The organism is Paenibacillus sp. FSL L8-0340, from assembly GCF_038593145.1.
In the GTDB taxonomy this organism is placed as follows: domain Bacteria; phylum Bacillota; class Bacilli; order Paenibacillales; family Paenibacillaceae; genus Paenibacillus_AQ.
In genome coordinates, this window is record NZ_CP151967.1 from 6,514,962 (window position 1) to 6,540,647 (window position 25,686).

The window sequence follows — 25,686 nt, forward strand, 5'->3', positions numbered from 1 at the left end:
CTTCGAAGACTGCAATTATAGTTGTGGCTGTACTTTATGATGATCTGTATGTTGTTCAAAAGCGTGTGCAACACGCAGTACCGTGCTCTCATCAAATTCCTTGCCGATAATTTGCAGACCTACAGGCAGGCCTTCGGCAAAACCGCAAGGGATGCTGACGGCAGGAATACCGGCGAGACTAACCGGAATGGTCAAAATATCATTCAAATACATCGTGAGCGGATCTTCCGTCTGTGAGCCCAGCTTGAAAGCTGTAGTTGGCGCAGTCGGTCCGATGACGATATCATATTTTTTAAATACTTCGTCGAAATCCTGCTTGATCAAGGTGCGCACTTTCTGCGCCTTCAAGTAATAAGCATCATAATAACCGGAGCTGAGCGCATAAGTGCCGAGCATAATCCGGCGTTTAACTTCCGGCCCAAATCCGTGGCTGCGGGAATTATGGTACAAATCAAGCAGTCCGCCGCCGTTATCTATACGCGCACCGTAACGCACCCCGTCAAACCGGGCCAGGTTGGAAGACGCCTCCGAAGAGGAGAGCAAATAATACGCCGCCACAGCATATTCAGTATGCGGAAGAGAAACCTCTTCCCAGACCGCACCCAGATCTTCCAGCACCTTAAGTGCAGACAGCACACTCTCACGGACGGAGGCATCTACACCTTCTCCGATATACTCCTTCGGCACAGCGATGCGAAGCCCGGAAATATCACCGGTAAGCGCGCTTAAGTAATCAGGGATATTCACTTTGGCCGAGGTGGAATCCTGGGCGTCATATCCGGCAATCGCCTGCAGCACATAAGCGGAATCCTCCACTGTGCGGGTAAGCGGACCAATCTGATCGAGCGACGAAGCAAATGCCACCAGGCCGTAACGCGAAACCAGACCATAAGTCGGTTTAAGTCCTACCACACCGCAATACGAAGCGGGCTGGCGGATGGACCCGCCGGTATCGGAGCCAAGGGCAAAAAAGACTTCGCCGGCAGCTACTGCAGCTGCCGAGCCGCCGCTGGAGCCCCCGGGAACACGTTCCAGATCCCAAGGATTACGCACAGCCCCGTAGCTAGAATTCTCATTGGAGCCGCCCATGGCGAACTCGTCCATGTTCAGCTTGCCGATGGTTACAGCATCAGCCTGACTCAGTTTGGAAACAACTGTTGCATCATATATCGGCTGGAAATTGTCCAGAAACTGGCTGGCACAGGTCGTGCGCAGTCCTTTGGTCACAATGTTATCTTTAATTCCTGCAGGAAGACCAAACAGCAAACCGCGCGCTGCACCGGAAGCCAGCTTGTCATCCAGAGCACGTGCGGACAGCCGCGCGCCCTCCTCATTTAAAGTTAAAAATGCATGCACCTTCCCGTCACGCCCGGTAATGGCAGCCAGTGATTCTTCCGTCAGTTCGCTGACCGAAATCTCTTTGCTGTGCAGCATGTTATGTACTTCGGGTAGTCGATATTGAAACAGGCTCAACTTTCTTCCTCCTCTCTATTGTCGTTATTCCAGAACTGCCGGCACTTTGAAATGTCCGTCTTCATGTTCAGGTGCGTTAAGCAGAGCTTCTTCTTGGGAAAGGCTCTCCTTCACGACATCATCCCGCATCACATTGCTGACCTGCAGCACATGCGTTGTCGGCTTCACATGCTCCGTGTCGAGTTCGTTCAATTTCTCCGCATATTGTAAAATAGCATTCATTTGTTCAGTAAAAGTAGCCTCTTCTTCCGGGCTTAACTGCAGGCGGGCCAGCTTGGCCACATGCTGCACATCTTTGACGGTAATGCTCATAAGAAATATCCCTCCTGTTTAAAGGGCTAAAGCGCCCGGATAACGTTTTTAATTATATTGTAGAAGCCTGGACAATTCAATGAGCTTGTCATGTTCATAAAGCTGCAATTCGAACAACAGCTGGTGGCGCTACAGGTTGTGGGTACATGAAACAAGAAAAAACGGCTATGGCGTCCTAATAGGGACGGCAGCCGTTTCAGCAGAAATATAAGGATAAAGCATTGCGTGCACCCTATAGATTCCTACATTTTAAGAAGAAACAGACTTGCAGTCCTCTTAGGACTGGCAGCCGCTTCTGCGAAAAATAGAAGGATCATTTATGGCGTGGAACATATAAATTCTTCTATTTCAAAAAAGCCGGCTTGCGCCGGCCTTACCTAAATCCAAGCGCGAAGATTCACCTGTTTGATGAATTCCGCCTGGGACATACTTTCCGTAGACGTCGTTTCCGCCTCTTCTGCTTCCATGTCTTCGCCGTTCATCAAATGATGAAACAGCTTCTCATTGTATGTCGACAAAGCATAGTCGATCAATGCTTCATGCGTTGCTCTCTCAGCCTCTACCACCAGCAATTGTTCTTCCGCCTCAATATCCTCTGCCGTAACATAAAAATTCCTGTTAGCCTGAGGGACACGAATCACATAATCAAACGCATTGTCAGGATTGCGGTCGTAAGCAATCAGGTAGCCGTAGTCTCCAATAGGAAGACTCTGCTCAAAAGCGTCTGCAACAATGACAATTTTCTCTCCTAAACGCAGCATCGTCCTACCTCCTGAGCCAAAATCTATCATGGTTCTACTTGTTTCAACAGTCTACTAAAAAAAGATAGAGCTGTCCAGCTGCAGGAGGAGAGTTCAATGAAATTTCCTTTGAAATTTTCAGAAATGTCGAGAAAAAGCAACATTTTTCTTATTTTTCCGTCAAACTGGGAGTTTATTCCTGGACGTTAACAGAGCAGACCCGGCAATACACAGCACAATCAGCACGGCTGCTGAGAGAAAAGGGCCTACTCCAACCGTGCCGCTGTCTACAAGAACTCCAGCGGACAATCCGGGCAATGCAGCCAGCGTCCAGGCAAGCCGGGTTGGCAGCAGACCATAGGCAAGCGATACCCCCGCAACGAGCGCCAGTGCAAGAAACACGGCGGCAGGCCCACGAAGAAAGGAGCTGAACAGCAGTGTGAGTGAGACGCCGCAGAGCAGCCATAGCCCATAGATTCCGGTTGCAGCTGCAACCTCACCCCAGGCAAGCGGACCCATCAGCTCTTCCGTGTAATACCCGGCCCCTGCCGCGCCCAATCCAAGTGCAATCACAAGCAGGGTCAGCTGTGCAGCCCATTTGGCGATGATAATGACTATCGGAGTAACCGGCTTGGCCATCAGCAGCTCAGCCGTTCCGCTGCTCCGTTCTCCCGCCAGTGCATTCATGCTCCCAAGCGCCAGAACCAGTATGCCAATCGTCCCATATTGGCCAAGCGCTTGCGCCATTACCGCAGCTGCCTCCGGCATTTCAAAGCTCTCCAGCATCCCTGCCGGCACATTTGCGGAAGCTTCCAGAATATCGCGCATGTAATAGGTCACAAGCGGCTGCATAATGCCCAAGATGATAAATACAATCGGTATCCAGACCAGTTTGTAGCTTCGCAGCGTCTCGAGCATTTCTTTCGAGTATAAAGTCCAGAAACTTCTCATGAGCCCACCACTTTCATGAACAAGTCTTCCAGCGTGGAAGAGCCTGCTTCGAATTGTAGCAGCGGAATGTCCAATTTGCCAGCTTCCTGCAGAATCTCCCGCCGTGCCAGTTCTACATCGCTCACATTAAAGATGGCTTTACCTGCAATAATCTGCGACTGAACAATAAAAGGTTTATTCACAAGATCCTCCAGCCACCGGAATGCCTTATCCTCTTTCTCTGTATATAATCTGATAATAGGAAGACTGTACTGTGAACGGAGATAGGATAATGTCCCCTGCTCAGCTATCACACCGCGGTTCATTAATATGATGTCATCGCATATCTCTTCGGCATCATGCAGCACATGTGTAGAAAAGATGACCGTCGTCTCTTCACGGATCTCCCGCAGCAGTTCCATCACTTCCCGCCGTCCAATCGGATCAAGCGCTGAGACCGGCTCGTCAAGCAGCAGCAGCCGGGGGCGGTGCACCAGTGCCTGCGCCAGGCCGAGCCGCTGCTTCATTCCGCCTGAATACCCGGAAATCCGGCGGCGCGCCGACTCGCTGAGACCTACCCGCTCCAGTGCGGCGGCCGACCTCTCGGCTGCTTCTCTGGAGCGCATGCCGCTCAGCTTCGCAGCAAAGACAACATATTCCTGTCCGCTCATCCAGTTGTAAAAAGCCGGGGATTGCGGCAAATATCCCAGCGCTTTGCGGTAATCCGTTCCCGGACGATTGCCGGCAAAGGATATCTCCCCCGACGTAGGCGGCAGCAGACCCGCAAGCATGCGCAGCGTTGTGGTCTTGCCTGCTCCGTTTGGTCCCAGCAAGGCGACACAGCGCCCGGATTCGATCTCAAAGCTTATACCATCTACGGAGATATGTCTGCCATACCGTTTATGCAGATCGGCAACCTTAAGCAGCGGCATCAGTTCTCATTCCTTCCTGCCGTAAAATAAGCAATACTGCCGAGCAGATTGCCAAATACTATTATAATAATCCACATCCATTTCGGCCCCCGCACTTTCTCCGCTCTGGCCAAAGATATCAATCCGACAATGGCCAGCAGGATCTGAAGTGCAAGCAGCGGCCAAACCAAACCCCAATTCACTTTGTCCATCCCAGCATCCCCCGTTCTATTCTTCGCATACAGAAGAATCTTTCCTGACATCCTGTATTGATTAATCCCGCTTTCTTCTTCGTCTATCTGGCAGAATCACAAACAACAGATAACAAACTGCCGGCGTGGGTATTCCGGTAAGACCCCAGACTCCCCAGAACCATGCCATGCCACCTTTGCCTCTCTTCTGCGCATCCCGGAATATCCATGTCCCCTGCAGCATCAGCACGGCAGCTAAGCAAATCCACAACCATAAAGGCACATCCTTCAGTTCACTCACTCTTCCGTATCCTCCCGCCGCAGTCTGATCCGCGAAATCCCCAGACTGCCAAGTGCCGCGAGGGGGAACATCGCCTGTAGTACCCAATAAAATACAGGGGCTGATCCCAATGCAGTCAGAATGATACTGAGCACAATCAGAGCCAAGCACAAGAACAGCAGCAGCTCATTGCGGCTCTTACGGCGCCTGCGGAGGGTCTCGGCGGCAATGAGTTCTTTCATAACCACCATAGATGGCGGTGAAATGTCATCAAATTGCGCATCCAAAATATTCAATTCTGCGTTCAACTGGACCAGCAGTTCCTCATCATCAGGTTTCATCCTCATTCAGCTCCTTTCGCAGGTGGTTAAGGCCGGCAGACACACGTGATTTGACTGTGCCCGATGGGACTTGCAGAATCACACCGATTTCTTCATAGCTGTAACCGTAATAATGCTTCAGCAGTACGGCTATCCGCTGAGGTGAGGGAATCCGGGAGAGCGCATCAAGCAGATCGCTCCATTCTATATTCCGGCTCTCAAACCGCCAGCGGATGGTCAACACGCCCTGCTCCTGGCGCCGCCACTCCGCTTCACGTTTCCATCTCCGCTTCCGGTCGATATAAAGACGGGTAGCGATCGTGATCAGCCATGAGGAAAAAGAAGAGGAACCATCGTAGCTTCTAATCTTCTCCATGCATCTGACCATAGTATCCTGGGCAAGCTCCTCGGCGAGCAATGGGTCCATGGTGACCTTGATTAGGTATTTGTACAAAAAGCTGTAATGCTCCCGCAGCAGTAACGCAAGCGCCGAAGCATCGCCCTGCTGTGCCAGCTTGATTCTCTCCAGCGTCACGTCGCTCATTGATCCCTCCATGCTTCCTTCATTCACACCGTAATACGAATAGCTATATCAATTCGTTCATTCGTGATCCATATTATTTTGCAGCTCCCAAAGTCTCCGCCGCCAAGGCTGCACTGCACCTTTCCCTCCAGGGAAATGCCAGAATAAAGTCCGCTCCAAACGGTCTGGAGCTCTGCCAAGAGCAGTATACTCCGTTTCTTTCCCAATACCGACTGCGAAGATTTCACTAGCTGTATCTGGCTTTCCATCATCCATCTGGTAATGTATATCGTTCTTCAAGGCGCTTCCTCCCATGCATTCGACCTATTATGTAGACAAAAAAAAGAACGCAAACCGGGATTATTCCACAGTCTGCGTGCTTCGCGAGGTAAATGTTACATTTAATTAACATTATTGTAGCAACTTTGTACCTTAATGTCCATCTCTATTTTCCCGGTTCATGTCGCATCCAGGGGAATAAGGTCACTGCATGGGAACGTAAGGATTGCGGAGACGTTCAAAGCCGATGGTTGTCCGCGGACCATGTCCCGGATATACCTTCACTTCTTCATCCAGCCGGTACAGCTTCCCGCGGATGGAGTCAATTAAATCCCGCTCTCTGCCGCCGGGCAGATCGGTACGTCCGACCCCCAGCTTAAACAGCACATCCCCGGAAAACAGATCATTTCCACACAGGAAGCTGACACTTCCCGGAGAATGCCCGGGGGTATGCATCACCCGGAAGGTGAGGCCCAGCAGCTGCAGAATCTGTCCTTCTGCCAGATCATACTCTGCAGGATCTGTGCTTACCGGAGGCGAGGCTTCCGGCCACATCAGTGAGCCGTTCAGCTTGGGACTGCTCAGCCATTCACTCTCCAGAGGATGAACATAGACAGGACATTTCTTGGCTTTGCGTATTTCATCTACGCCGCCGATATGATCGAAATGGGCATGTGTCAGCAAAATCGCTTCAATCTCCATGCCTTCTATAGCCCGCACAAGACCGGCGGGGTTCATACCGGGGTCGATGATGATGCCACGCCCGGGGTCTGCCCCTGTCAACAAATACGCATTGGTCTGGAGCGGCCCTAGATTATAGGAACGTATATTAAGCATAATTTAAAAGCCGGAGATCAGGCTGCGCAGTTCTCCCGCGATAACTGCGTGCGATTCCGTTCCTTCCCCGTAGGCTTGTCCCATCGCCTTGCGTACTTCGGCAATCTTGCTCTCGTAATCCGCAGCTTCGCGGTCAGGATTCTCCTGTTTGAATGCAGCCATCAGAGACTGCACATGCTCCGGACGTGGACCCCAATGACCGAGCACATAACCTCCAGTATCGGCAAAGATGACAATCGGCACCGATCTGCCACCCATCGTCAGGAAATCATCCATGACATCCTGATGCTCTTCCAGAATCAGCACTTCAGTCTTAATCCCCGCTGTCTCAAGAATGCGGAATACAACCGGCACATTACGCACTACGTCACCGCACCAATCGGCAGCCAGGATCAGCACCCGCAGATCATCGCGATGGTTCAGGCTCTCAAAGTATTCCCGGTCGCTTTCGTTATCCCAGGCAAACTTCTCATACCAGGACTCAAATGCCTGCTGATTCTTCGTCATCCCTTCCACGAACTGGCGCGGAGTAACACCTTGACCAAACTTATGGGCTACATTCTGCTTCATACTGCACTACCTTTCTTCTTGGATTTGTACCACTTGAACAGAAAATATATAACGATAATGGCTATTGCAACGAGAATCAGCTCATGGGTGTACTTGGCCGCAACCTCGTCAATCGTCTCCCATTTGTCACCCAGAGTGTAGCCCAGGTAAACAAATAGTGCGCTCCACGGAATAACCGCGAGTGTGGTTAACAGAGTGAATTTGCCTAACGGCATACGTGATATCCCTGCCGGCACGGAAATGGCATGGCGGACAATCGGAATGAAGCGGGCCGTAAAAATAACACCGGTACCGTACTTGTTGAACCATTCTTCGGAATGATCAATATGCTTCTTCTTGATAAAAATATACTTTCCGTATTTCTCCAGTACAGGTCTGCCGCCATAACGACCGATCCAATACACAAAGATCTGGGCAATGACCCCACCCACCGTTCCAAAAAGAACTGCGCCAAAAAAGTTAATCTGCCCTTGCGAAACCAAGTATCCGCCAAAAGCAAGCACAATCTCACTCGGTATTACTTCAATCATGAGTCCGATCATAATCCCGAAATACCCAAGACTCTGAATCCACTCAAACAACTGCGAGACCAGATCAGAAAAAAAATGCAATGCAGCTCCTCCTCCCGTATTTGCGGAATTAGGCTTAGCGCCCTTCAGGCTCAGACGAACAACGCTTCCGCTCTATGTATCCAGCTTCTTCTAGCCTATTCTAGCATATGCGGCCTTACGACTTCTACTTACGAAGATGGAATCTATGGCATTCAACAGATTGACAATTTATGAAGTCAGTGCAATTCTATATTTAGATAATTATTTAAATATCGAAAGGTCGGATCGAAAATGAATGAATCCTTCAAAGCGCTGGCCGATCCTACCCGGCGGCAAATCATCCAGCTGTTGCGGGAAAAAGACCGTACTGCCGGAGAAATCGCCGATTATTTTCAGATGTCAAAACCAAGCATTTCGCATCATCTCAGCGCCCTGAAGCATGCCGGTCTGGTGCAGGATGAACGGAAGGGACAGTTCATTCTTTATTCACTGGATACCACTGTGCTTGAAGAGGTGCTTGGATGGTTCCTGGAATTGACCGGCACGGGAAAAGGAAGTGCATCAGATCATTTACCTGCAGAAGACGGCAAAAGGCAACACCACCATTCTAACTTGGAGGTTGAGTAAAGATGAAAAATTTCAAATGGAAGTGGCAGGACACACTAATAGTCATTTTGTGGCTTCTTTCTCTTGGTTATGCGCTTATTAATTATGGCAAACTGCCTGATCAGCTCCCTGTCCAGTTCAGCATTACTGGAGAGGTTAACCGGTACGGGAGCAAAGGGTCAGCGATTGCACTGCTGGCATTCATGGGCCTGGCATTTCCCATTGGAATGCAGTTCATACGGAATATCGATCCTAAGAAAGAGAATTACCGGAAATTCGAAGGTGCTTTTAAAATGACCCGCCTGGCTATCGCGGTGCTCGCCGATACTATACTTTTCCTAACCGTAGCCAGTAGTCTTGACCAAAATATTCCGGTCAGCAAATTAACTATGGTAGCAGTTGGCCTGCTGTTCATTGTTATTGGAAATTACATGCCGCAAGTTAAAGATAACTATTTCACCGGCATCCGCACCCCATGGACGCTGGCCAGTCCGGAGGTATGGCGGAAAACCCACCGTTTCTCAGGGTTCATGTGGATGCTGGGCGGGCTGCTGATTGCACTTGGCGCATTTATGCCAAAAACCATGTCCATCAGTATGATTATCGCGGCCTTGCTGATCGCGACCATCATCCCGTACATCTACTCCTGGTTCACCTCTCAGCGGATGAAGGCATGAGAGTAGGCCTGCCGGCTGCATTCCATATAGTGTAGCTGCTTGCAGTAATTTGGAGCGAGAGACGGACTTTTCTGATATATCTGCTGATCAATACGCCGCTGTTGGCGTCTGGACGCTGACGCGGCGTTCTTCTGCATCCGGGCTGTGTGCTGCAGCCAAAACCTTTCTGAGCCGAAGCTCCAATGCTTCGGCTTCGGCTGTGAATCCAAACCGCCGGTCATTGTGCTGTTGTCCTTTGCGGCACTCGCTGTCCGCCTGCAGGCGGAACTGATGCAGCAGATTAAGTCCCGCAGACGCACTGGCTGTCCCTCCCGCTCTATCCCCCGCCTTCAGCCTGCGCTGACTCATGTCCAGCATTCCATCAATCGCTTTTACCCTTTTAGCGGTATTATAGACATCCGCCTTCAAACTTCTTCGTATCCAGTGCAGTGACTCTCCCGGATTACTCCCGTTCATCGACCTCACCGCTATCTCCCATTGCACCGTAGCATCTTCTGGCGCGTAGGCCAAGCTCCCGGTCAGCAGATCCTTTGCCTCCCGGTCCGGGAGCAGCCTTGATAGACTAACCACTGCCCGGGGCTCACGGGGGTTCCATTCCAGCGATTGCCGGAGCAGCGCAATTTTCCCTGCAGGGTCTGGTTCACGGGCAGCCACCCTATGTAGTTCCGCCCCCTTCATTAGCTGAAAGGATAGCAGGCTGAGCGCCAAGCAAAGGCACCCGGTGCAGACCGCAGCAGTAGCAGCCCTTACCCTTCGCTTCAAAACGAAGTGGCCGAGCCGCTGAGCTCTGCTCAACAAGCGGGGAAAACGCTTAGTACCGGGACTGTTGGCATGGGCGGCAGCAGGAAGAAGGTCTCGTGCCTGAATGGATGTATCCGGTCTGGTGGTGACCGCACAGAAAGATGCCTTTGTTCCAGATTCGGGTAACGTTAAACACTCATTGACTGCGGCATTTGACGGAATGCGGTCTGCCGAAGGGATAACAGCTATTCCTGGAGCGGCCTTGACTGCAGTAGTGCCGGACGAGTTATCCGCCTCCTGCCGGACCTCGGCAAACGCGAGCGCCGGCAGCAGAAACAACAGCAGCCAAGTAAGCCCGTAACTCCAGTCGAAATCAACCGCCCCATGCAAGGCGATGACCAGCAGTGACGGGAGCAGCCTTGGAGCGGCTGCTCCTACCACCCATCCTGCCGCCAGCAGCAGAAGCAGGACTGCTGCCAGGCCGACAATTCCCAGATTCAGCAGGAAGTCGAGATAACCGCTATGCACCTGGCTGCCTACATAGGGGCGGGACTGGGCGGCGAGGTACGAGTACCGCCAAGTCTCGCCCCCGCGCCCCAGCCAGGGCGCTTCCGCCGCGAGCTTCCAGGCATCGCGGTAATAAAGTCCGCGAGCGGCGACCGTCATAGACGGTCCGGTGATCCGCTCGCTTACCTGGACAAGGACGGCGCTGCCCGCCGCCGTCCAGCCTGCCGCCGCCAGCACCAGCATGGCGGCGCGGACCCCACCCGCCGCGCTGGAGCTGCGGCGGTACAGCCACAGGCCGGCCAGCAGCGCGCCGGCCCAGAGTCCGGCCAGCAGCAGCAGGCCGGGTAAAGGCTCTACCGCCAGCCCGGCACGGGCCAGCTGGCGGTAGAGCAGCGCCGCGGCAGCCAGAGGCGCGGCGCCAGCGGCAAGCAGCGCCGCGAGGAGCCGCCGCTTCCAGAGCAGGACGGCGGCGCTGGCGCCAGCCGCAGCAAGCCATGCGCCGCGCGACTCGCTGAGCAGCAGCGCGGCGGCGTACGGAAACAGCGGCAGCATCCGCAGCAGCAGCTTGATCGTGGTTCTGCTGGAGATTGCCTTGGATACGTGCCCGATTGATTCGTTGAGTTCGTTGCTTATTATTGCAGCGGGCTCACCGTGTTCTTGCTCTGCAAAAGCTACTGTACGAGCCAGCGTCTGCTTCTCTGCTTCACGCCACTTCTCCTGCTCCACTTCTCCGTAGGCTCTGCCACGACTGGATCTGGTTCTCCCCTCCTCTGCTTCACCTCTCTCCTCCCGCTCCTCATCTCCGTAGGCCCTGCCGCCACTGAAACTGATTCTCCCAACCTCTGCTTCACGCCGCTTCTCCCGCCCCCCTTCCGTATTTCCCAAGCCCGAATAGGCTTCCTTAGGCAGCGCTGGCGCTCCCCTTACGGCACTGCCGTCATCCCGCCCTTGCACTTTCCCGCACCTCTTGTCCGATTCCCCTGCATCACGGCAGACAGCGAGTGCAAACAGACGCTCCAGCAAAAAAACAGCCATTACTGCACCGAAAGCATTAGGATACTCAAGTAATCCCCCTAGCCGGGCACCTGTAGCACTGACCTCCGGTGATGTGCTGTAAGCTATCGCAAAGGGAAGCTTCAGCCCTCCACAGACGGCTAACAAGGCACTTATACTAATAAGCATGCCCAGCAAGCTCCACACTGCGCTAAGAAAACGGGCTCCCCAACGATGGCCTGCACAATAATAAGCGCAATAAGCAAAGCTGGCGTACAGGCCCCAGCGCAGCAGCTCATTCAGATTCCCCTGGGCTGATAAAGGTCCGCGGTGCCAGTGAATACCGTAGAGCGCAAGGATGGCAAGCGGACAGATCAACAGCAGCGCCGCAGCCCTTCTATTGGCTCTGCGGTTCCCGTCAATGCTAAGCAGGCTGGCTGAAGGCCCGTGCAGACCCGCTGCAACCAGCCATAACCCGGGGAATACAGCACACAGGAGATACCATGCCGTCAGCAACAGATACATTTCCCCCGCAAAGAATAACCCGCGCAGCAATACACCTGCCGTAACAGCAGCAAGCACCAAACCTGTACCAACAAATACCATTGCCACCTGCAAACGCCGCTCAGCCAAGCCACTATGCATTTCAACTTCCTCCGTAGAATTCAAGTTCTCTTTAGTCTTTCCAGATTTGTCCTGAACCAAAAGGAAAACACAAAACAGGACGGCTGACTCCACATGGAGACTCACCGTCCTGCTTATTTATCGCGTTTGTATTGTTAATGCCGTTATGACGTTAATGGCGTTAATCCCATGATGATATTAATGCCGTTAATGACGTTCAGAACATATGCGATGTATGTTCAGCAAAAATTCACCAAATTCCTTGGTAATTGTATTTCTTTGCCTTAGTATTTGAAATTGCGTGAACGGAATCAGATTCTATTGCAGTTTCTGCAGTCAAAAGAGCAGGATCTCACTTCCGGAACATTTACCGGATTCCAGTGTAGAAAGTGCAACAGATTGCCATTTCGGGGCAATTTCAGCTCATTCTATTGCAGATTCTGCAATGATAGCAATACGGTGATATCATTTGGCATCACCGCAGTGTATTGATTTCGGACATATGCCATTCGGTCAGAGCTCAGATTCTTCCGCTTTGCCTATTGGCAGGCTTTAGCTGAATACAGCTCATAATGCCCGGTTTATCCCTGCGTAAGAGTTTCCGCAGGCAGCAGGTCGGCGCAGACGCGTTCAAGGTACGGCTTAGCACCAAGGAAATCACGGAAAGCGCTGTATTCGCGCCATTTGACGGCATTGTCGCCGCTTGTGCTTTTGACGGCCCGGATCAGGATGTTCTTCGGCGTATGCTCCATGTCGATGAATTCCAGCAGCTGGCTGCGGTAACCCATCAAATCAAGCAGCTTCGCCCGGATGGCGTCAGTGGCGAGTGCAGAGAAACGTTCCTTCAGAATTCCGTGCGAGAGCAGCGGGCTGAGTACCTCGTTCTCCACCTGCCCAAATAGCTCATGCTGGCAGCAAGGCACCGAGAGAATAACCGATGCACCCCAGCGCACCGCTTTTTCCAATGCAGCATCCGTTGCCGTATCGCAGGCATGCAGTGTCACAACCATGTCCACCTGGTCCAGCTCGTTGTAATCGGCTATATCACCGACCAGGAAACGCAGTTTATCGTAACCCAGCCTCGACGCCAGCGCTCCACAATGTTCAATGACATCTGCTTTCAGGTCAAGTCCGACAATATTCAGCTCCCGCCGCTCGCGGACAGCCAAATAATGATACAGCGCAAACGTCAAATAGGATTTGCCGCAGCCAAAATCAACAATCGTCAGCGGCCGGCCGGTTGGTAGATCCCCCAGCACATCCTCAACCATCTCCAGGAAACGGTTGATCTGGCGGAACTTGTCGTATTTTTTGGCCAGCACCTTGCCTTCGCTGTTCATAATTCCAAGCTCCACCAGGAACGGGACTGGTTCTCCCTCGTCCAGCACATAACGTTTGCGGCGGTTGTGGGCCAAGTCTGGCGCCTCCTGCTTGCTGGCCGATTTGGTAAGAATAGAAACCTTGTATTTTTTACTGATCAGCACCTGGTAATCAGCTTCTACAGTGCAGATCAGCGCTTGCCGGAAGGTAGCTCTCAAGAGTGACATCATTTCTTCCGCAGCAGTGTCTGCCGGAATATTACGGTGTTCCACTTTGGGGCCGATGGTATAGGCAAACTGATAATGCAGCTTGCCTTTTAGCTCAACTGGTTTAATCTGCACCTTGCTGTAAGCAACTTCGCCTTTGCTGCGCAGTTGGCTTAAGGTTGCCGTAATCAGGGTACGGTCATTTACCACTTGATCAATCAGAGTTTTCAAAGATTCCACAGGGTACATCTCACTTTCGCAATCAAAATGGAGAGCAGGCTCTCCTGAATATCACTACATTATAGCATGTCCTGCTATACGATATCATAGTAGCTCGCCAACTGCTCCGGGAGGTACATGAAACTGTCCGCTAACCACGGTCACGGCCCGGCCCGATAAAGTAACGAGATCCTGACTCACTTCAAGCTGCAGCATCCCCCCACGAACTGAAGCCTGATATGCAGTCAATTGTGTACGGTTTAACCTGCCGGCCCAATAGGGAGCCAGGGCGGCATGCAGCGAGCCGGTAACGGGATCTTCATTGACACCAATGCCCGGGGCAAAAAAACGTGATACAAAATCAATACCATCCGCAGCGCATTCTGCCGTAACCGCGACAGCCCTTGGCTGGAGCTTGGCCACCTGGATAAAATCCGGGCAGAGCCCCCGCACCCTTGTCTCATGATCCAGACGCACCAGCACATTGTCGGCATACCGCACGGTTTCCAGCACATGTGCCTCCTCAAGCCCCAGCGCTGCCGCGAGCCCGGCTATCGGAGGTGAAGCTGTAATTTCATATGGAGGAAAATAGAGTGAAATCATCTCTTCTGATTTTGTTGCCCGCAGCAACCCGCTGAGTGTGTGGAATCTCGCTTCTTCGTGAGAACCCAGCCGCCCGGTTTCCCACAGGACATGCGCACTGGCCAAAGTGGCATGACCGCACAGATTCACCTCCACCGCAGGCGTAAACCAGCGCAGACGGTAGCCATCCTGCTCCGGCCACAGAAACGCCGTTTCGGACAGATTCATTTCCGCAGCCGTTTTGGCCATGAAGGCCTCATCTGCGGGATTTTCCAGCAGGCAGACGGCTGCAGGGTTTCCAGTGAACGCCTTGTCCGCAAAAGCGTCTACAATAAATAGAGGGGTATTCAAGAAGGTTTCATCTCCTTAGCCGCTTCAGCGGTAAGTTTATTCCACTCCTCCTGCCCTTGCCTAACCTCTGCCAGTGGAAGATCACCAAGCTCCAAAGCTTCAGGAGGCAGCAGCAGCAGCCGGCTGTACAGCTCCCTTCCCTCAGCTGCAACATCTATTCCCTGTTCCCACAATCTGTACAGACTGTCCTCAGCCTTGCCGTAGCGTTCGATTGATTCCATATAGGGCAGGAGCAGCCGTTCTGTCTTCACCGGAAGAAGATAACCTTCGGTTTCCTGTAAAAGTTCATCTATTTCCTTCGTCATCTGCAGCAGCTCCCGGTCAGCACCGTATTGATCAGCGTACAAAAACAGATGCAGCGACCGTATAAACCTGAACAATGCCGCATCCTTATTGCCGCCGGCACTGTAGATGCCGCCTTCTTCTTTTAATAGCCGCGCCACGCCTTGAAGCTTGTCGGACTCGATTACGCCGCCCAGGCGAAACATATCTATAATATCCTCTACGGACAATGAGTTTAAAAGGCGGGAGTTCAGGCGAAAATGCCGGTTCAGCAGCTCATCCACTTCCCATAATGCCTCTGTGGTCTTCTTCTCCTGCTTCAATGTAAGCACCTTGGCAACCATTGCCGACATATCCTCGATCATCCGGACGATATAATCTCTTCGGAACATCCTGCACACCCCTCTCCAATACTATCCTGCCACGATTCCTCAGCAAACTAAACCAATGATGATTACAGTTGTTTTAAAACAATCTTAAACCATTCCACCGCTCCGTGCCACCTCACCGTACCCACGCCTTGGAATTCCTTGACAAAAAAACAAAGGCTACCCTATAATAACCTCACTGGCCTTAACGATCTGAATTCCAGATCAATCTAAAGTACAGAATTAAGAACATTGAATGCAGCAAAATTGAGATAGCACGGGCAGGAGGAATAGACATGAATGAAGACAATACCTGGCAAAGTCAGCCGGAAACGGAGAACTGCCTGGAACAACTGCCGGTTCGTCAAGACCGGAACAAAGATCAGGAACAGCAGCAGGAAGCAGACTCTATCCAACCTCTGCAGGTTACACCAGAGCAGAACAAGCTGCTGGAAAGTGCGCTGCGAATCAAGATTATGCATGCGCTGGCAGATAAACCGCTAACCTCCAAGCAGGTTGCCGAGAAGCTGCACAAGACACCCGGCAATATCCACTACCATATCATCAAGCTGTTCGATGGCGGCCTGCTGGAGCTTGTCCGTACGGAAACAGCCGGAGGTATTATCCAGAAATTTTACCGCTCCAAAGCTACCTTCTTCCGCTCCGGGAACTTCAGCGGCTTCCAATTCCGCAAAGAGGATACAGTGGAGCATTTCGTTACAAGACTATCCTTATCACCCGCTGAGCTGAAGGCTTTCCAGCAGGAGATGATGAAGTTCATTTCCAGCTGGGAATCGAAAGTCACCCATGGAGAGGAATACGGTATCGATGTCATTATCGGCCGCCTGCATACAGATTCCCTTATAGAACCGGAGGATGGTCCCTAGATGATCCCTACTGCTGCACCCGAACATACCAAAAACAATCCGCTGCGCCGATTCGTCGAACCCTTTGCCAAATCACGGACTTTCCCCTTTTTATGGCTGGGAAATTTGGTTTCCGTCCTGGGCAGCTCGGTGACCATGATCATTCTCCCGGTTATGGTCTACTCCTTGACTGGATCAACAACAACCATGGGCTTCGTAATGGCGGTTTATATGCTGCCCAATGTGATTATGCTGCCGATTTCCGGGCATATTGTAGACCGCTACGACCGGGTCAGGATTATGATGATTGCCGATATCGCCCGTTTTGGCGTCATGATCATAACAGCCCTGCTGGCTTTGACCGGTCTATTGACCGTTCCGCTGCTCTGTATATTTGTAGGGGCTTACGGTCTGTTTGACGGTCTGTTCCGTCCCGCCTACGCTGCAGTCCAGGCCTCGGTGTTCACTCCGGAAATCAGGGTTGCCGCCAACTCACTGTCGCAAATGACTATACAGATGGTTCGTTTAATCGGCCCTTCACTCGGAGGACTGCTTATCACCTATCTCTCGGCTGGGGTTGGTTTTGGGCTCGACGCCTTTACTTACCTGTTCTCCCTGGTCTGTCTCGTCTATTTGCGCAAAGCGCTGATGCCTAGAACAAAGGCTGCAGTGTCCGCAGCCTCGTCACCTCAGGCACTTGAAACCGCCGCAGCTGCGGCAGCCTCTCCTCATAACGACTGGAAAGAGGATTTCAAAGAAGGGATTGCTGTATTGCGCAGCAATCCCTGGTTATGGATTACCATCCTCGCCTTCTGCTTCATCAATATTTGTTACGCCGGCGTCACCAGCATCCTTGTGCCGTGGCTTTTCAAAGTTCATCATGGCTGGGAGCCATATGTATACGGGCTTGCCGGTACATTCTCCGGTGTCGGAGCCATTCTGGGCGGACTGATCATCGGCATGAAGCAGAGATGGAACCACCGCGGCATTATCGCCTACGGAGGAGCATTTCTAGGCGGCCTCGCGTTGCTTATCCTGCCGTTTGTTACTAGCCCTGCGGCAGCTATTGCCTTGTTCGCCCTGGAGGGATTCGGCCTCATGGTCTTCATCCTCATCTGGGAGATCAGCCTGCAGGAACTCGTTCCGCAAGAAGCCTTCGGACGTGTAGCCAGTCTTGATCTATTCGGCTCCTTCGCCTTGCTGCCCGTCGGCTACATCCTTGTAGGCTGGCTCGCCGATCTTATAGGCGGTGTAGCTACGATTGCCATTTTCTCCGGACTTGGCATGGCCTGTATCGCTATTGTTCTATGTGTTCCTGCAATCCGCAAGTTCAATTAAACATTTCCAGCGTGAAAGAGAGTTTTATAAAAAGGCAGCACCGCGTCAATAGACGGATGCTGCCTTTTTTATACAAGTGAAGTGTTTTCTTCACCCGTTATTTATGAGATCTCAAGTATCGGTTATTTCTTAACTTGCGCAAGCACAAAGTCTTTAATAATTTCCGATAAACGTTCCGGCGCTTCATACATACTCATGTGGCCTGCTCCCGAAATCGTCGCCTTGGTTACATTGGGCTTATCGGACGTGAAGGTCCGCTCGGCAGGAATCAGACCATCTTCCGCGCCGGCAACGAGCAACACCGGCAGTGCCGTAGCCGAAATGACATCACGGCGGTCAGGTCGCTCGCGCATGGCCAATGCGGCACCGGCCGCGCCTTGCGGAGGTGTTCTATAGCCGATCTCCTTCGCCCGCTGCAACAGCTGCGGTGCTGCAGCAGGAGCGAAGAGTCCAGGCACCAGTCCGTCCACAAACGTAGTAATTCCATCATTCTGGATCGTACTGACACTTTTCAGGCGCTTCTCCCTGGCTTCTTCACTGTCAGGATAACCCGTGGAGTGAATCAGTCCGAAGCCCTTCAAACTAGAGGCATGCCGCTGGGCGAAGGACAGCGTTATGTAGCCGCCAAGCGAATGACCCAGCAAGTAACATTCAGGGATTTCCAGCGCATTCAACAGGGAAAGAACATCATCGGCCATCTGATCGATGCTGTAAGCTCCGAGCGGAGCATCCGAAACTCCGTGGCCGCGCAAATCCGGTGCGATCACCCGGTAGCTTCCGCTAAGATAAGGGATGACCTGCTCCCAATATCCGGAGCTTCCGCAAAAGCCGTGCAGAAGTACGATAACGTCTCCTTCGCCTTGATCACTGTAACAAATATTGGTTCCATCGCATCGAACATTTTCCATGGGCTGATTCCTTCTTTCTATGTAGTAGCTACACAAGGTATACCGATGAGTCTGCAATTAAATGGAATGCCATTTGCTTGTCTTAATTATTTAAGCAGAACTGCCCATCTTGAAACTTGTCTCCTCTATTTCAACCCAAAGCCTTCTGCCGCAGCTGCGGCAATCTCTCCGGCCATAACCATTACCCTGTGCAGCGGCGTCGTCTGCAGGGTCCGGTAAGGGCGGGGTCCGTTAATATCGACAATTGCCGCAAGACTATAATGCCCGACTGCCGGCAGACTCACACCGACCGACTGCGCTGGCCGCAGCGGCTCACTGGCTGCAAAATAACAGCCCAGAGCCGCCGGCGGTCCAAGACAAGCATCAATGGCAATAATTATCTGCCCCGCGGGAATCCCTGATATCCTGTTGACGAGAGTATCCGCATCGCAAGGCGATGGAAGCGTGCCTACAACATTCGGGAAGCCATGCTCCACCAGCCTGCTTCCGGTCAGCGGTCCAAGGGCATCCCCTGTGGAACGGTCGGTACCGATACACAAGAATGTGACCTGCTCTGCCGAGTGATAATCCGCAATGCTTTGGAAGAAGGTAATCAGCCCGGCCGCGTCTTTTTTAACCCGTTTTCTGCTGTCCTGCTCCCTGATCGCCAATTCCTGACTCCCTCCTGTCTATATAAGTTGAACTTTAGATTTACCGGGCCGGCATAGAACGCAACTGCGGTGAATGTTTGGACTTCCGGCCGCTGTTGTCCACAGATTTCTTGATTTATACCGCTATTTGCGGTTGAAATCTGTAGACAAAGGCGGTCGCTATCGCTCCTACAGTTCCAAACTTCCCCTCCGCTGCTTTTGCCTCTAGGTAGTTCTTTAGTTCATCTTATATAGAAACCTTCGTTTATTTCTTTTAATTTAACATGATTTAGATGAAGCCAACAAAAAAATGGTGTTTCCTTCCCCAATCATGATAGAATATTTGAATCCAAACACAGAGAGGACTGTTTAACCCCATGGATTTATCGCAGCCCAGCCAGGAAAATGTGGAATATATGATTGAGGGCATCAAGAGCAAGCTGAAGATGGCCAGCGCCGCAGCCATGCAGGCTTCTGCTTTCTCAGTGAACAACTATGATGATATTCTTGATATTTATGAAGTTGCCATGAGCAGTGACCGGCTCAGCATCTCGCAGGTGGAAGCGCTTGTCTCCGAGCTTGGACGCCTGCGTAAGAAATAGAAACAAGTGGAAACGGCTTCCCGTCCTCAAAAGGGCGGTATCCGTTTCAGCGAGAAATAGACCTGTCATGCACAGGAGCTCCTTGCCTACGATTCCATCCGTGCGGATGGCCGTCAGGCAAGGAGCTCCTTTAGGATTATTATGCTTACAAGTACAATGCAACGGGCACGATTTAACGCTTACGGCAAATCAATCAGTATGAGTTCCGCTTCGCCCTCACTGCCAATGCTTTTGATCGTCAAGTCACAACCCTTGCGGATACGTGCGGCATCGCCTGGTTTCAGCTGAAAAGTGCCATCTGAGCAAGAGATTTCTACATCCCCGGAGATAAGGAAGATGTGCGTCCGCCTGTCTTCTTTTTGCGCATAATGAAGCTCCCTGTTCGTGTCCAGCACCGATAGATAGAAAGTTGCATCCTCGTTCACCTTCAATGTACCTTCCTCACCACTCCCCGAAACGACCGGCAACAGCGTGTTGCTCTTAAATTCACGCGGGAAAAACTTTGCATCCCATTTCGGTGCAAGCCCCGGTGTGCTAGGAAGCAACCAGATTTGTAGAAAACGCACATTGTCGCTCTCCGAAGGATTGGTCTCCGAATGATTAACCCCGGTCCCCGCACTCATGACCTGAACCGTGCCTGACTGAATATCCGCGTGATTGCCGAGGTTATCCTGATGCTTCAGTACTCCGGAAACAACATAAGTGATAATCTCCAGATCATGATGCGGATGCTCATGCATCCCTTGTCCCGGTTTCAGCTCATTGTCATTGTGTGCAAGCATCGCACCAAAGTGCGCATTGCTGGGATCATCATAATCGGCAAAGGAAAAACTGAACTCACTGTGAATCCATTCTCTATTCGAAGTATGTCTTTCTGCTGACGTAACTACTTTTATCATAACCATGCACCTCCAAAGATGTTGGAACCTTCTCCGTGCTTAACGGGTCGAAACCGCTCCTCGATTTAAATTGTTATAGGCGCTTTAATTAAGTATTTCTTACCCTGTTCCTTTCCCGGTCAATCATTTATGATTACACCGAAAGAATCAGGACTATAGGAAAGACCTCACAATTTACTATCACGTGTGAACTTTCGTATTTCCGCATGCGGATATTTGTAAAGCTTCATATTTCGTTGTTTTTTATAGGAAAATTCTCCTTTGTTTACGTATCCTGCTCTAGTCTCTCCCATTCTTCTCCATGCTTGTCTGCTGTTTCAGCCTATACGCCAACGTTTATATACGAAGTAAGATACTTCAGGCTATCCTGAATTCGAATGACGGCAGCCGCCTAATTTCGGAATACCATAATCTAATGAGGAGTGATTAATCATGAATAAAGCAGAAACGGAACATCCGGTAGAAAGCGGAAGCACTTTTTTCAAAGGAATCTTTATTGGTGGTTTGCTCGGTGCTGCCGCTGCTCTGTTGTTCGCCCCTAAGCCCGGCCGTGAAATGCGCAGTGACTTGTCTGATAAGCTTACGCTGGCTACAGACAAAACCAAAGAGGTTGCAGGTGTCGTAACGGACAAGACCAAAACAATTGCGACTACTGTTGGAGAAAAAGCGACCGATCTAGCAAGCACTGTATCGGCCAAAGCCTCCGACATCTTCACTACCGTAAGCGACAGCAAACAGCAAATTGCTGCCACCTTGGCGGAAACAGGTAAAAAACTGGGCCATTCCATCAGTGAAGTCTCCGAAAATGTTGCTTCTGACGTAAAAGATGCATCTAAAGAGGTAGCAGAGGAAGCTAAGAATGTAGCCGATGAGGCCAAAGCATCCTCTAAAGAGGTAGCTGATGAAGCCAAAGATGCCAAAGAGGAAGTAAAAGCGTCTTACAAGTCCTCTTATTAAACTACGGTGATTCACGGCTTGATCTAAATTTGAGAACAGCCAGCTCACCGCAGCTGGCTGTTGTTATGAGGAATGCAGCTTCTTCTTCGAAAGAAGCTGCATTTTTATCAAAGCCCTTATACGGCTAAAGAAAGAGGGACGCCTTATGGGAGATGCAGGCAGCAAGACCAAAACCTACGAAGTCGAAGAGCATCCCTTTGAATTGCGGCATGAAGTCAAACGGCTGAACGCAAGGCTCGACAAAATTGCCGATTCACTGGAAAAATCCGAATTCAAGGATATCCTTGAGAATTATACGGATCCCAAAAAGCGGATTATTACGAATCTTATGGCCGGGATATCCCGGGGTCTCGGGCTTTCACTCGGTACATTCGTGATACTCGGCTTACTGGGTTACATTCTTAGCCTGTTTCTTGATGTACCCGTTATCGGTGAATATCTTGGAGAAATCAAAAAGTATATTGATGCCAACAGCTGATGCCAATAACTGATAGCATCGTTATCCACCCCGCTAAGCAGTCTGCTGAACAGACTGCTTAGCGGGGTGGATGTGTATGTCCGCTTCAGGCTGAATACAACAAACAAGCAGAAACAGCCTCGCCGTCCTCAAAAGGACGGTATTCGTTTCAGCGAGAAATAGAAGGATAATTTATGGCATGAAGCCTATAAACTCTTATCATTTAAAAAAGACATACCCTTCCCCGGCGGGGATAAGGTATGTCCTAATCTTGGGGACTAGCGATAAAAATCAATAGGAAGAGTTCGCCATGATCTGTTTGAGCTTCTCGGTGGCCCGCTTCTGGATCCGTGAGACGCTCATTTGTGATACGCCGAGCTTCTGCGCGATGGCACGCTGCGACTGGCCGTCCTGGAACGCCAGCAGCAGCACCTGCTGCTCTTGCTCCTTAAGCTGGCCCAGCGCCTGCTGGAGATCCATACGTTTCTCCACAGTCTCGTAATCGTTGGCTTCGGAGCTGATCAGCTCGCCGAGCGTAGCGCCCGTCTCCTCTTGTGAGAGGGGTGAATCCAGTGATACGTAATGATAACATTCCCTGCCGGCCAGTACTTCCACAGTTTCTTCCACAGTAAGATCAAGATAATGGGCAATCTCTTCCACAGCAGGAGAACGTTCCAGCCTGATGGTAAGTTCATCAATGGCCTGCTGCACAAGGGCGCCTTTCTCTTTAATCCGTCTTGGGACCTGTATGTACCAGGATTTATCCCGCAGGAAATTTTTCATATGCCCGATCATGCTCTTCATCGCATACGGCTCAAACGGGATGCCCAAGCTGATATCGTACTGCTGCAGCAACCGGATAAGCGCCATCTGCCCAACCTGATACAGATCTTCGTAAAGATCCGGACGGTTGCGGGCAATTTTCCCGGCAGCCATCTTCACCATCGGCTCATATTTCTTGATCAGCACGGTGGCAATTTCATTATCCTTGGTCTGCTGATATTCCCAGATCAAACTTACTGCTTCGTTCATGGACTCTGGGGGAGTCACTTTATCACTCATACTTTCTCCTCGCTGAAATTAAGCCGCTTAGTCAGGGTAACGACTGTCCCTCTCCCTGCTTCACTCACGACGCTTACGTCATCCATGAGCGCTTGCATTAAATAAAATCCCAGTCCGCCAACCTGAACATCATTCAGCTCTTTATCATGCAGCGTAATGCGTCCGTCGGGCGAATCCAATCCGTCAAAGCTCTCCCCTTCATCTTTGACGGTGATGGACAAGGCACTTGTTCCTACTTCAAAGATTACATCGACCAAACCATCCTCTTGGCCGTACGCATATAATACAGAGTTATTACAGGCTTCCGAAACCGCTACCTTCATATCCTCAATATCTTCATAGGTAAAACCCATTTTTGAGGCAATGCCATATAAATTCAGTCTAACGATATCGACATATTCTGCACTCGCAGGTAACTGAAGAACTACTTTTTGCACGTCATCACTCATCCTTAGTTCGGTCCTTTCCTAGTGGGAATTCTCTTGGGGGGCAAAAAACTTAGAAATACCGGTCATATCAAACAGCTTCTGGATTTGCGGCGGAACTTCTTCAACGGTAAACTTAACGTCCATCCCGTGTCTTGCTTTGAGGATCGAGAGCAGGATTCCAATACCGGTGCTGTCAATATATCTCAAGTCTTTCAGATTAATAACAAGGTCAAGCCCCGTATCTCCCACAAGCGGCTCCATGACCAAACGGAAATCGGGAGCAACAGACAAATCTAGTTCTCCAATCAGGGAAACGGTACAAACGCTGCCTTCAGTTTCGGTTTTTGCATGGAACTTTTCGCTTTTATGTGTATTCATAGACAACTCTCCTGATTAAATGTTTTCTTTACCAATAACCCTAAAGACCTAGGTTTGAAACAAAAAAACTAATTCTGCATCATTGACAAATACTGGTTCATGTTTTGAAAAGGGTCTTATTTCGTCCATTGACGTGACTATCCTGTCTTGAATAACGGGCAATAATTTGTTTAATACTGCTAAGCTTCAGCGGCTTGCTGATATAACCGTCCATGCCTGAAGCCATGCAACGGTTCTGGATACCCTCCATGACATTGGCCGTCATCGCGATGATGACCGCCTTCTCGGAGGATGGCCCATGGCTGATCCGGATTTTGGAGGTCGCCGTCAGACCGTCCATAACCGGCATCTGCAGATCCATAAAAATAAAATCATAAGCATATTTCATTGCCAGCTCCACCGCCTGGCTGCCGTCCTCGGCGATGTCGGCGTCATAACCCAGCTTATCCAGCATGCTGACCATAAGCCGCTGATTGATCGGGTGATCATCTACAACCAGGACTTTTCTCCGCCATCTCTGGTTATCCACGTCTTCATATGGCTCCACCTCTTGAAATCCCCTTGCCAGCTCGTCCTCGGGCAACGCTGCCTGAATGGTGAATACAAAGGTCGCCCCTTTCTCCTCCATCGATTCTACGCGTATGTCGCCGCCCATCATCCCGACAAGGGATTTACAGATTGCCAGCCCGAGACCGGTTCCACCGTACTTGCGTGTCATAGAAGAATCAAGCTGGGAAAAAGGTTTGAACAGACGGTCACATTTTTCCGGAGAAATCCCGATGCCCGTATCCTTCACGGTAAACTCAACTACCAGTTTATTATCTGCTGTTGGCACGCTGGATGCAACAAGGTAAACTCCGCCTTGATTGGTAAACTTCACCGCATTGGCGACTAAATTGATTAAGACTTGACGCAAACGGGCCATATCTCCGTAGATCAGCTTTGGAAGATTCTGATCAATGAAATAGGCTAATTCCAGGTTTTTCTTACCTGCTTCGGCAGAAAATAAGCTAAATACCTCCTGAACAGTGGTCTGTAGCTCAAATAACTGCTCCTCCATTTCCATCTTGCCGGATTCCATCTTCGTGAAATCAAGGATATCATTAATGACCGTAATCAGGTTATCGGCACTTTTGCGGATAATCTCTGTATACTCCTTCTGCTCCGGAGCCAGCTCAGTTTCCATCAGCAGGTCAATCATTCCCACCACACCGTTCATCGGCGTGCGAATCTCATGGCTCATCATAGCCAGGAACTCGGTTTTGGCATTAGCGGCAATCTCCGCCGCTTCCTTAGCTTTAACCAGCTCTCCGTTGATTTTCTCCAGCTCCTGCGTCTTTTGCTGCAGGAGCATAGACTGCATCTGATGTTTCTTGTTAGTTAAGTGCATGTTAACGAAGCCCTCAATCTTGGACTTCAAGATTTGCGGAATGAAGGGTTTGACCATATAATCAATAGCCCCGGCAGAATATCCCGCGAACAGATGCTCTGCCTCTTTGCTGTTGGCAGAGATAAAAATAATCGGAATATCCTTCGTCTTTTCTCTGGCTTTGATTAATTTGGCGGTTTCAATACCATCCATACCCGGCATTTGTACGTCCAGCACAATCACCGCAAACTCATATCTTAACAGACATCTCAGCGCTTCTTCGCCGGAATTGGCTTTGACAAGCTTATAGTGTTGACTCTCAAGCACAGCTTCAAGCGCCAGCAGATTTTCAGGACGGTCGTCAACCAGCAATATATGAATTGGTTCTTGAACCCCCATA

Annotated in this window: 31 protein-coding genes; 7 read left to right on the forward strand and 24 right to left on the reverse strand. The window is 50.8% G+C overall.

Annotated elements, in window-relative coordinates:
- Positions 1-15: 15 nt before the first annotated feature.
- From gatA to NST07_RS29865, 13 genes are all read right to left on the reverse strand, one after another.
- Positions 16-1,473 carry an Asp-tRNA(Asn)/Glu-tRNA(Gln) amidotransferase subunit GatA gene (gatA, locus tag NST07_RS29805; RefSeq protein WP_342480678.1) on the reverse strand — a complete coding sequence of 486 codons (1,458 nt, stop codon included), beginning with the start codon at positions 1,471-1,473 and terminating at the stop codon, positions 16-18.
- Between the two features lie 24 nt (positions 1,474-1,497).
- Positions 1,498-1,785 (reverse strand): Asp-tRNA(Asn)/Glu-tRNA(Gln) amidotransferase subunit GatC, encoded by a 288-nt coding sequence (gatC, locus tag NST07_RS29810; protein ID WP_038596536.1) that lies wholly within the window; start codon positions 1,783-1,785, stop codon positions 1,498-1,500.
- Between the two features lie 377 nt (positions 1,786-2,162).
- A complete protein-coding gene (locus tag NST07_RS29815) occupies positions 2,163-2,546 on the reverse strand; it encodes a hypothetical protein (protein ID WP_038596538.1) in 384 nt (127 codons plus the stop codon).
- Between the two features lie 159 nt (positions 2,547-2,705).
- Entirely contained in the window at positions 2,706-3,476 is a 771-nt protein-coding gene (locus NST07_RS29820; protein WP_341096377.1) for an ABC transporter permease subunit, read from the reverse strand.
- Positions 3,473-4,387: an ABC transporter ATP-binding protein gene (locus NST07_RS29825; RefSeq protein WP_341096378.1), complete on the reverse strand. Its 915-nt coding sequence runs from the start codon at positions 4,385-4,387 to the stop codon at positions 3,473-3,475. The genes NST07_RS29820 and NST07_RS29825 overlap by 4 nt, the downstream gene beginning before the upstream one ends.
- Positions 4,387-4,578: a PLD nuclease N-terminal domain-containing protein gene (locus NST07_RS29830; protein ID WP_038596544.1), complete on the reverse strand. Its 192-nt coding sequence runs from the start codon at positions 4,576-4,578 to the stop codon at positions 4,387-4,389. Before NST07_RS29830 ends, NST07_RS29825 begins: the two co-directional genes overlap by 1 nt.
- A 61-nt stretch (positions 4,579-4,639) precedes the next feature.
- Positions 4,640-4,858: a hypothetical protein gene (locus NST07_RS29835; RefSeq protein ID WP_341096385.1), complete on the reverse strand. Its 219-nt coding sequence runs from the start codon at positions 4,856-4,858 to the stop codon at positions 4,640-4,642.
- Positions 4,855-5,178, reverse strand: a complete 324-nt coding sequence (locus NST07_RS29840; RefSeq protein WP_341096386.1) for a DUF5345 family protein — start codon at positions 5,176-5,178, stop codon at positions 4,855-4,857. The genes NST07_RS29835 and NST07_RS29840 overlap by 4 nt, the downstream gene beginning before the upstream one ends.
- Entirely contained in the window at positions 5,168-5,701 is a 534-nt protein-coding gene (gene sigY / locus NST07_RS29845) for an RNA polymerase sigma factor SigY (RefSeq protein WP_341096387.1), read from the reverse strand. Before sigY ends, NST07_RS29840 begins: the two co-directional genes overlap by 11 nt.
- A 57-nt stretch (positions 5,702-5,758) precedes the next feature.
- Positions 5,759-5,980, reverse strand: coding sequence for a hypothetical protein (locus NST07_RS29850; RefSeq protein ID WP_341096389.1), 222 nt, complete (start codon positions 5,978-5,980; stop codon positions 5,759-5,761).
- Between the two features lie 183 nt (positions 5,981-6,163).
- Positions 6,164-6,799 carry an MBL fold metallo-hydrolase gene (locus NST07_RS29855; protein ID WP_341097787.1) on the reverse strand — a complete coding sequence of 212 codons (636 nt, stop codon included), beginning with the start codon at positions 6,797-6,799 and terminating at the stop codon, positions 6,164-6,166.
- Positions 6,800-7,366, reverse strand: a complete 567-nt coding sequence (locus NST07_RS29860; protein ID WP_341096391.1) for a thioredoxin family protein — start codon at positions 7,364-7,366, stop codon at positions 6,800-6,802. It lies immediately after the preceding gene.
- A complete protein-coding gene (locus NST07_RS29865; protein ID WP_076113346.1) occupies positions 7,363-7,977 on the reverse strand; it encodes a DedA family protein in 615 nt (204 codons plus the stop codon). Before NST07_RS29865 ends, NST07_RS29860 begins: the two co-directional genes overlap by 4 nt.
- 231 nt (positions 7,978-8,208) lie before the next feature.
- Between NST07_RS29865 and NST07_RS29870 the strand changes: the two genes are divergently transcribed.
- Positions 8,209-8,544: an autorepressor SdpR family transcription factor gene (locus NST07_RS29870; RefSeq protein ID WP_341379817.1), complete on the forward strand. Its 336-nt coding sequence runs from the start codon at positions 8,209-8,211 to the stop codon at positions 8,542-8,544.
- Positions 8,545-8,546: 2 nt separating this feature from the next.
- Positions 8,547-9,200, forward strand: coding sequence for an SdpI family protein (locus NST07_RS29875; protein WP_341379819.1), 654 nt, complete (start codon positions 8,547-8,549; stop codon positions 9,198-9,200).
- Between the two features lie 87 nt (positions 9,201-9,287).
- Here the strand turns inward: NST07_RS29875 and NST07_RS29880 are convergent, their stop codons facing one another.
- From NST07_RS29880 to NST07_RS29895, 4 genes are all read right to left on the reverse strand, one after another.
- Entirely contained in the window at positions 9,288-12,086 is a 2,799-nt protein-coding gene (locus tag NST07_RS29880; protein WP_342480679.1) for an O-antigen ligase family protein, read from the reverse strand.
- A 560-nt stretch (positions 12,087-12,646) separates the two neighbouring features.
- The gene (locus NST07_RS29885; RefSeq protein WP_341379822.1) at positions 12,647-13,840 is read right to left on the reverse strand and encodes an SAM-dependent methyltransferase; all 1,194 of its coding nucleotides are present in this window, start codon (positions 13,838-13,840) and stop codon (positions 12,647-12,649) included.
- Between the two features lie 75 nt (positions 13,841-13,915).
- The gene (locus tag NST07_RS29890) at positions 13,916-14,743 is read right to left on the reverse strand and encodes a PhzF family phenazine biosynthesis protein (protein WP_341379823.1); all 828 of its coding nucleotides are present in this window, start codon (positions 14,741-14,743) and stop codon (positions 13,916-13,918) included.
- Positions 14,740-15,417 carry a DUF6483 family protein gene (locus NST07_RS29895; protein ID WP_341096403.1) on the reverse strand — a complete coding sequence of 226 codons (678 nt, stop codon included), beginning with the start codon at positions 15,415-15,417 and terminating at the stop codon, positions 14,740-14,742. The genes NST07_RS29890 and NST07_RS29895 overlap by 4 nt, the downstream gene beginning before the upstream one ends.
- 272 nt (positions 15,418-15,689) lie before the next feature.
- Between NST07_RS29895 and NST07_RS29900 the strand changes: the two genes are divergently transcribed.
- Together NST07_RS29900 and NST07_RS29905 are read left to right on the forward strand one after the other, a co-directional pair.
- Positions 15,690-16,280 (forward strand): winged helix-turn-helix domain-containing protein, encoded by a 591-nt coding sequence (locus tag NST07_RS29900; RefSeq protein ID WP_341379825.1) that lies wholly within the window; start codon positions 15,690-15,692, stop codon positions 16,278-16,280.
- Positions 16,281-17,597: an MFS transporter gene (locus NST07_RS29905; protein WP_342480680.1), complete on the forward strand. Its 1,317-nt coding sequence runs from the start codon at positions 16,281-16,283 to the stop codon at positions 17,595-17,597.
- Positions 17,598-17,719: 122 nt separating this feature from the next.
- Here the strand turns inward: NST07_RS29905 and NST07_RS29910 are convergent, their stop codons facing one another.
- Positions 17,720-18,505, reverse strand: coding sequence for an alpha/beta hydrolase (locus tag NST07_RS29910; RefSeq protein ID WP_341096407.1), 786 nt, complete (start codon positions 18,503-18,505; stop codon positions 17,720-17,722).
- Between the two features lie 125 nt (positions 18,506-18,630).
- Entirely contained in the window at positions 18,631-19,149 is a 519-nt protein-coding gene (gene yyaC, locus NST07_RS29915) for a spore protease YyaC (protein ID WP_342481987.1), read from the reverse strand.
- A gap of 362 nt (positions 19,150-19,511) precedes the next feature.
- Between yyaC and NST07_RS29920 the strand changes: the two genes are divergently transcribed.
- Positions 19,512-19,736, forward strand: coding sequence for a DUF1128 domain-containing protein (locus tag NST07_RS29920; RefSeq protein ID WP_341096408.1), 225 nt, complete (start codon positions 19,512-19,514; stop codon positions 19,734-19,736).
- Positions 19,737-19,915: 179 nt separating this feature from the next.
- Here NST07_RS29920 and NST07_RS29925 read toward each other — a convergent pair whose 3' ends face one another.
- Positions 19,916-20,635 carry a pirin family protein gene (locus tag NST07_RS29925; protein ID WP_341379830.1) on the reverse strand — a complete coding sequence of 240 codons (720 nt, stop codon included), beginning with the start codon at positions 20,633-20,635 and terminating at the stop codon, positions 19,916-19,918.
- 432 nt (positions 20,636-21,067) lie between these two features.
- Here NST07_RS29925 and NST07_RS29930 point away from each other — a divergent pair, with 432 nt between their 5' ends.
- Positions 21,068-21,592, forward strand: coding sequence for a YtxH domain-containing protein (locus tag NST07_RS29930; protein WP_341096412.1), 525 nt, complete (start codon positions 21,068-21,070; stop codon positions 21,590-21,592).
- Between the two features lie 145 nt (positions 21,593-21,737).
- Positions 21,738-22,070, forward strand: a complete 333-nt coding sequence (locus tag NST07_RS29935; protein ID WP_038596579.1) for a DUF5665 domain-containing protein — start codon at positions 21,738-21,740, stop codon at positions 22,068-22,070.
- 270 nt (positions 22,071-22,340) lie between these two features.
- Here NST07_RS29935 and NST07_RS29940 read toward each other — a convergent pair whose 3' ends face one another.
- The 4 genes from NST07_RS29940 to NST07_RS29955 all read right to left on the reverse strand — a co-directional run bounded on the left by NST07_RS29940 (position 22,341) and on the right by NST07_RS29955 (position 25,685).
- Positions 22,341-23,111, reverse strand: coding sequence for a sigma-70 family RNA polymerase sigma factor (locus NST07_RS29940; protein ID WP_076113333.1), 771 nt, complete (start codon positions 23,109-23,111; stop codon positions 22,341-22,343).
- Positions 23,108-23,560, reverse strand: a complete 453-nt coding sequence (gene rsbW / locus NST07_RS29945; protein WP_341096416.1) for an anti-sigma B factor RsbW — start codon at positions 23,558-23,560, stop codon at positions 23,108-23,110. The genes NST07_RS29940 and rsbW overlap by 4 nt, the downstream gene beginning before the upstream one ends.
- Positions 23,561-23,578: 18 nt before the next feature.
- On the reverse strand, positions 23,579-23,917 hold the full coding sequence (locus NST07_RS29950; RefSeq protein ID WP_038596585.1) for an STAS domain-containing protein: 339 nt from the start codon (positions 23,915-23,917) through the stop codon (positions 23,579-23,581).
- Between the two features lie 97 nt (positions 23,918-24,014).
- Positions 24,015-25,685 carry a response regulator gene (locus NST07_RS29955; protein WP_341096418.1) on the reverse strand — a complete coding sequence of 557 codons (1,671 nt, stop codon included), beginning with the start codon at positions 25,683-25,685 and terminating at the stop codon, positions 24,015-24,017.
- Between the last annotated feature and the right edge of the window lies 1 nt (position 25,686).

Excerpts from the sequence above, each read along its gene's own strand:
- gatC (WP_038596536.1), bottom strand. The coding sequence starts at position 1,785 with ATGAGCATTACCGTCAAAGATGTGCAGCATGTGGCCAAGCTGGCCCGC.
- NST07_RS29815 (WP_038596538.1), bottom strand. The coding sequence starts at position 2,546 with ATGCTGCGTTTAGGAGAGAAAATTGTCATTGTTGCAGACGCTTTTGAG.
- NST07_RS29820 (WP_341096377.1), bottom strand. The coding sequence starts at position 3,476 with ATGAGAAGTTTCTGGACTTTATACTCGAAAGAAATGCTCGAGACGCTG.
- NST07_RS29825 (WP_341096378.1), bottom strand. The coding sequence starts at position 4,387 with ATGCCGCTGCTTAAGGTTGCCGATCTGCATAAACGGTATGGCAGACAT.
- NST07_RS29830 (WP_038596544.1), bottom strand. The coding sequence starts at position 4,578 with ATGGACAAAGTGAATTGGGGTTTGGTTTGGCCGCTGCTTGCACTTCAG.
- NST07_RS29840 (WP_341096386.1), bottom strand. The coding sequence starts at position 5,178 with ATGAAACCTGATGATGAGGAACTGCTGGTCCAGTTGAACGCAGAATTG.
- sigY (WP_341096387.1), bottom strand. The coding sequence starts at position 5,701 with ATGAGCGACGTGACGCTGGAGAGAATCAAGCTGGCACAGCAGGGCGAT.
- NST07_RS29860 (WP_341096391.1), bottom strand. The coding sequence starts at position 7,366 with ATGAAGCAGAATGTAGCCCATAAGTTTGGTCAAGGTGTTACTCCGCGC.
- NST07_RS29870 (WP_341379817.1), top strand. The coding sequence starts at position 8,209 with ATGAATGAATCCTTCAAAGCGCTGGCCGATCCTACCCGGCGGCAAATC.
- NST07_RS29875 (WP_341379819.1), top strand. The coding sequence starts at position 8,547 with ATGAAAAATTTCAAATGGAAGTGGCAGGACACACTAATAGTCATTTTG.
- NST07_RS29880 (WP_342480679.1), bottom strand. The coding sequence starts at position 12,086 with ATGCATAGTGGCTTGGCTGAGCGGCGTTTGCAGGTGGCAATGGTATTT.
- NST07_RS29885 (WP_341379822.1), bottom strand. The coding sequence starts at position 13,840 with ATGTACCCTGTGGAATCTTTGAAAACTCTGATTGATCAAGTGGTAAAT.
- NST07_RS29895 (WP_341096403.1), bottom strand. The coding sequence starts at position 15,417 with ATGTTCCGAAGAGATTATATCGTCCGGATGATCGAGGATATGTCGGCA.
- NST07_RS29900 (WP_341379825.1), top strand. The coding sequence starts at position 15,690 with ATGAATGAAGACAATACCTGGCAAAGTCAGCCGGAAACGGAGAACTGC.
- NST07_RS29905 (WP_342480680.1), top strand. The coding sequence starts at position 16,281 with ATGATCCCTACTGCTGCACCCGAACATACCAAAAACAATCCGCTGCGC.
- NST07_RS29910 (WP_341096407.1), bottom strand. The coding sequence starts at position 18,505 with ATGGAAAATGTTCGATGCGATGGAACCAATATTTGTTACAGTGATCAA.
- NST07_RS29920 (WP_341096408.1), top strand. The coding sequence starts at position 19,512 with ATGGATTTATCGCAGCCCAGCCAGGAAAATGTGGAATATATGATTGAG.
- NST07_RS29925 (WP_341379830.1), bottom strand. The coding sequence starts at position 20,635 with ATGATAAAAGTAGTTACGTCAGCAGAAAGACATACTTCGAATAGAGAA.
- NST07_RS29930 (WP_341096412.1), top strand. The coding sequence starts at position 21,068 with ATGAATAAAGCAGAAACGGAACATCCGGTAGAAAGCGGAAGCACTTTT.
- NST07_RS29935 (WP_038596579.1), top strand. The coding sequence starts at position 21,738 with ATGGGAGATGCAGGCAGCAAGACCAAAACCTACGAAGTCGAAGAGCAT.
- NST07_RS29940 (WP_076113333.1), bottom strand. The coding sequence starts at position 23,111 with ATGAGTGATAAAGTGACTCCCCCAGAGTCCATGAACGAAGCAGTAAGT.
- rsbW (WP_341096416.1), bottom strand. The coding sequence starts at position 23,560 with ATGAGTGATGACGTGCAAAAAGTAGTTCTTCAGTTACCTGCGAGTGCA.
- NST07_RS29950 (WP_038596585.1), bottom strand. The coding sequence starts at position 23,917 with ATGAATACACATAAAAGCGAAAAGTTCCATGCAAAAACCGAAACTGAA.
- NST07_RS29955 (WP_341096418.1), bottom strand. The coding sequence starts at position 25,685 with ATGGGGGTTCAAGAACCAATTCATATATTGCTGGTTGACGACCGTCCT.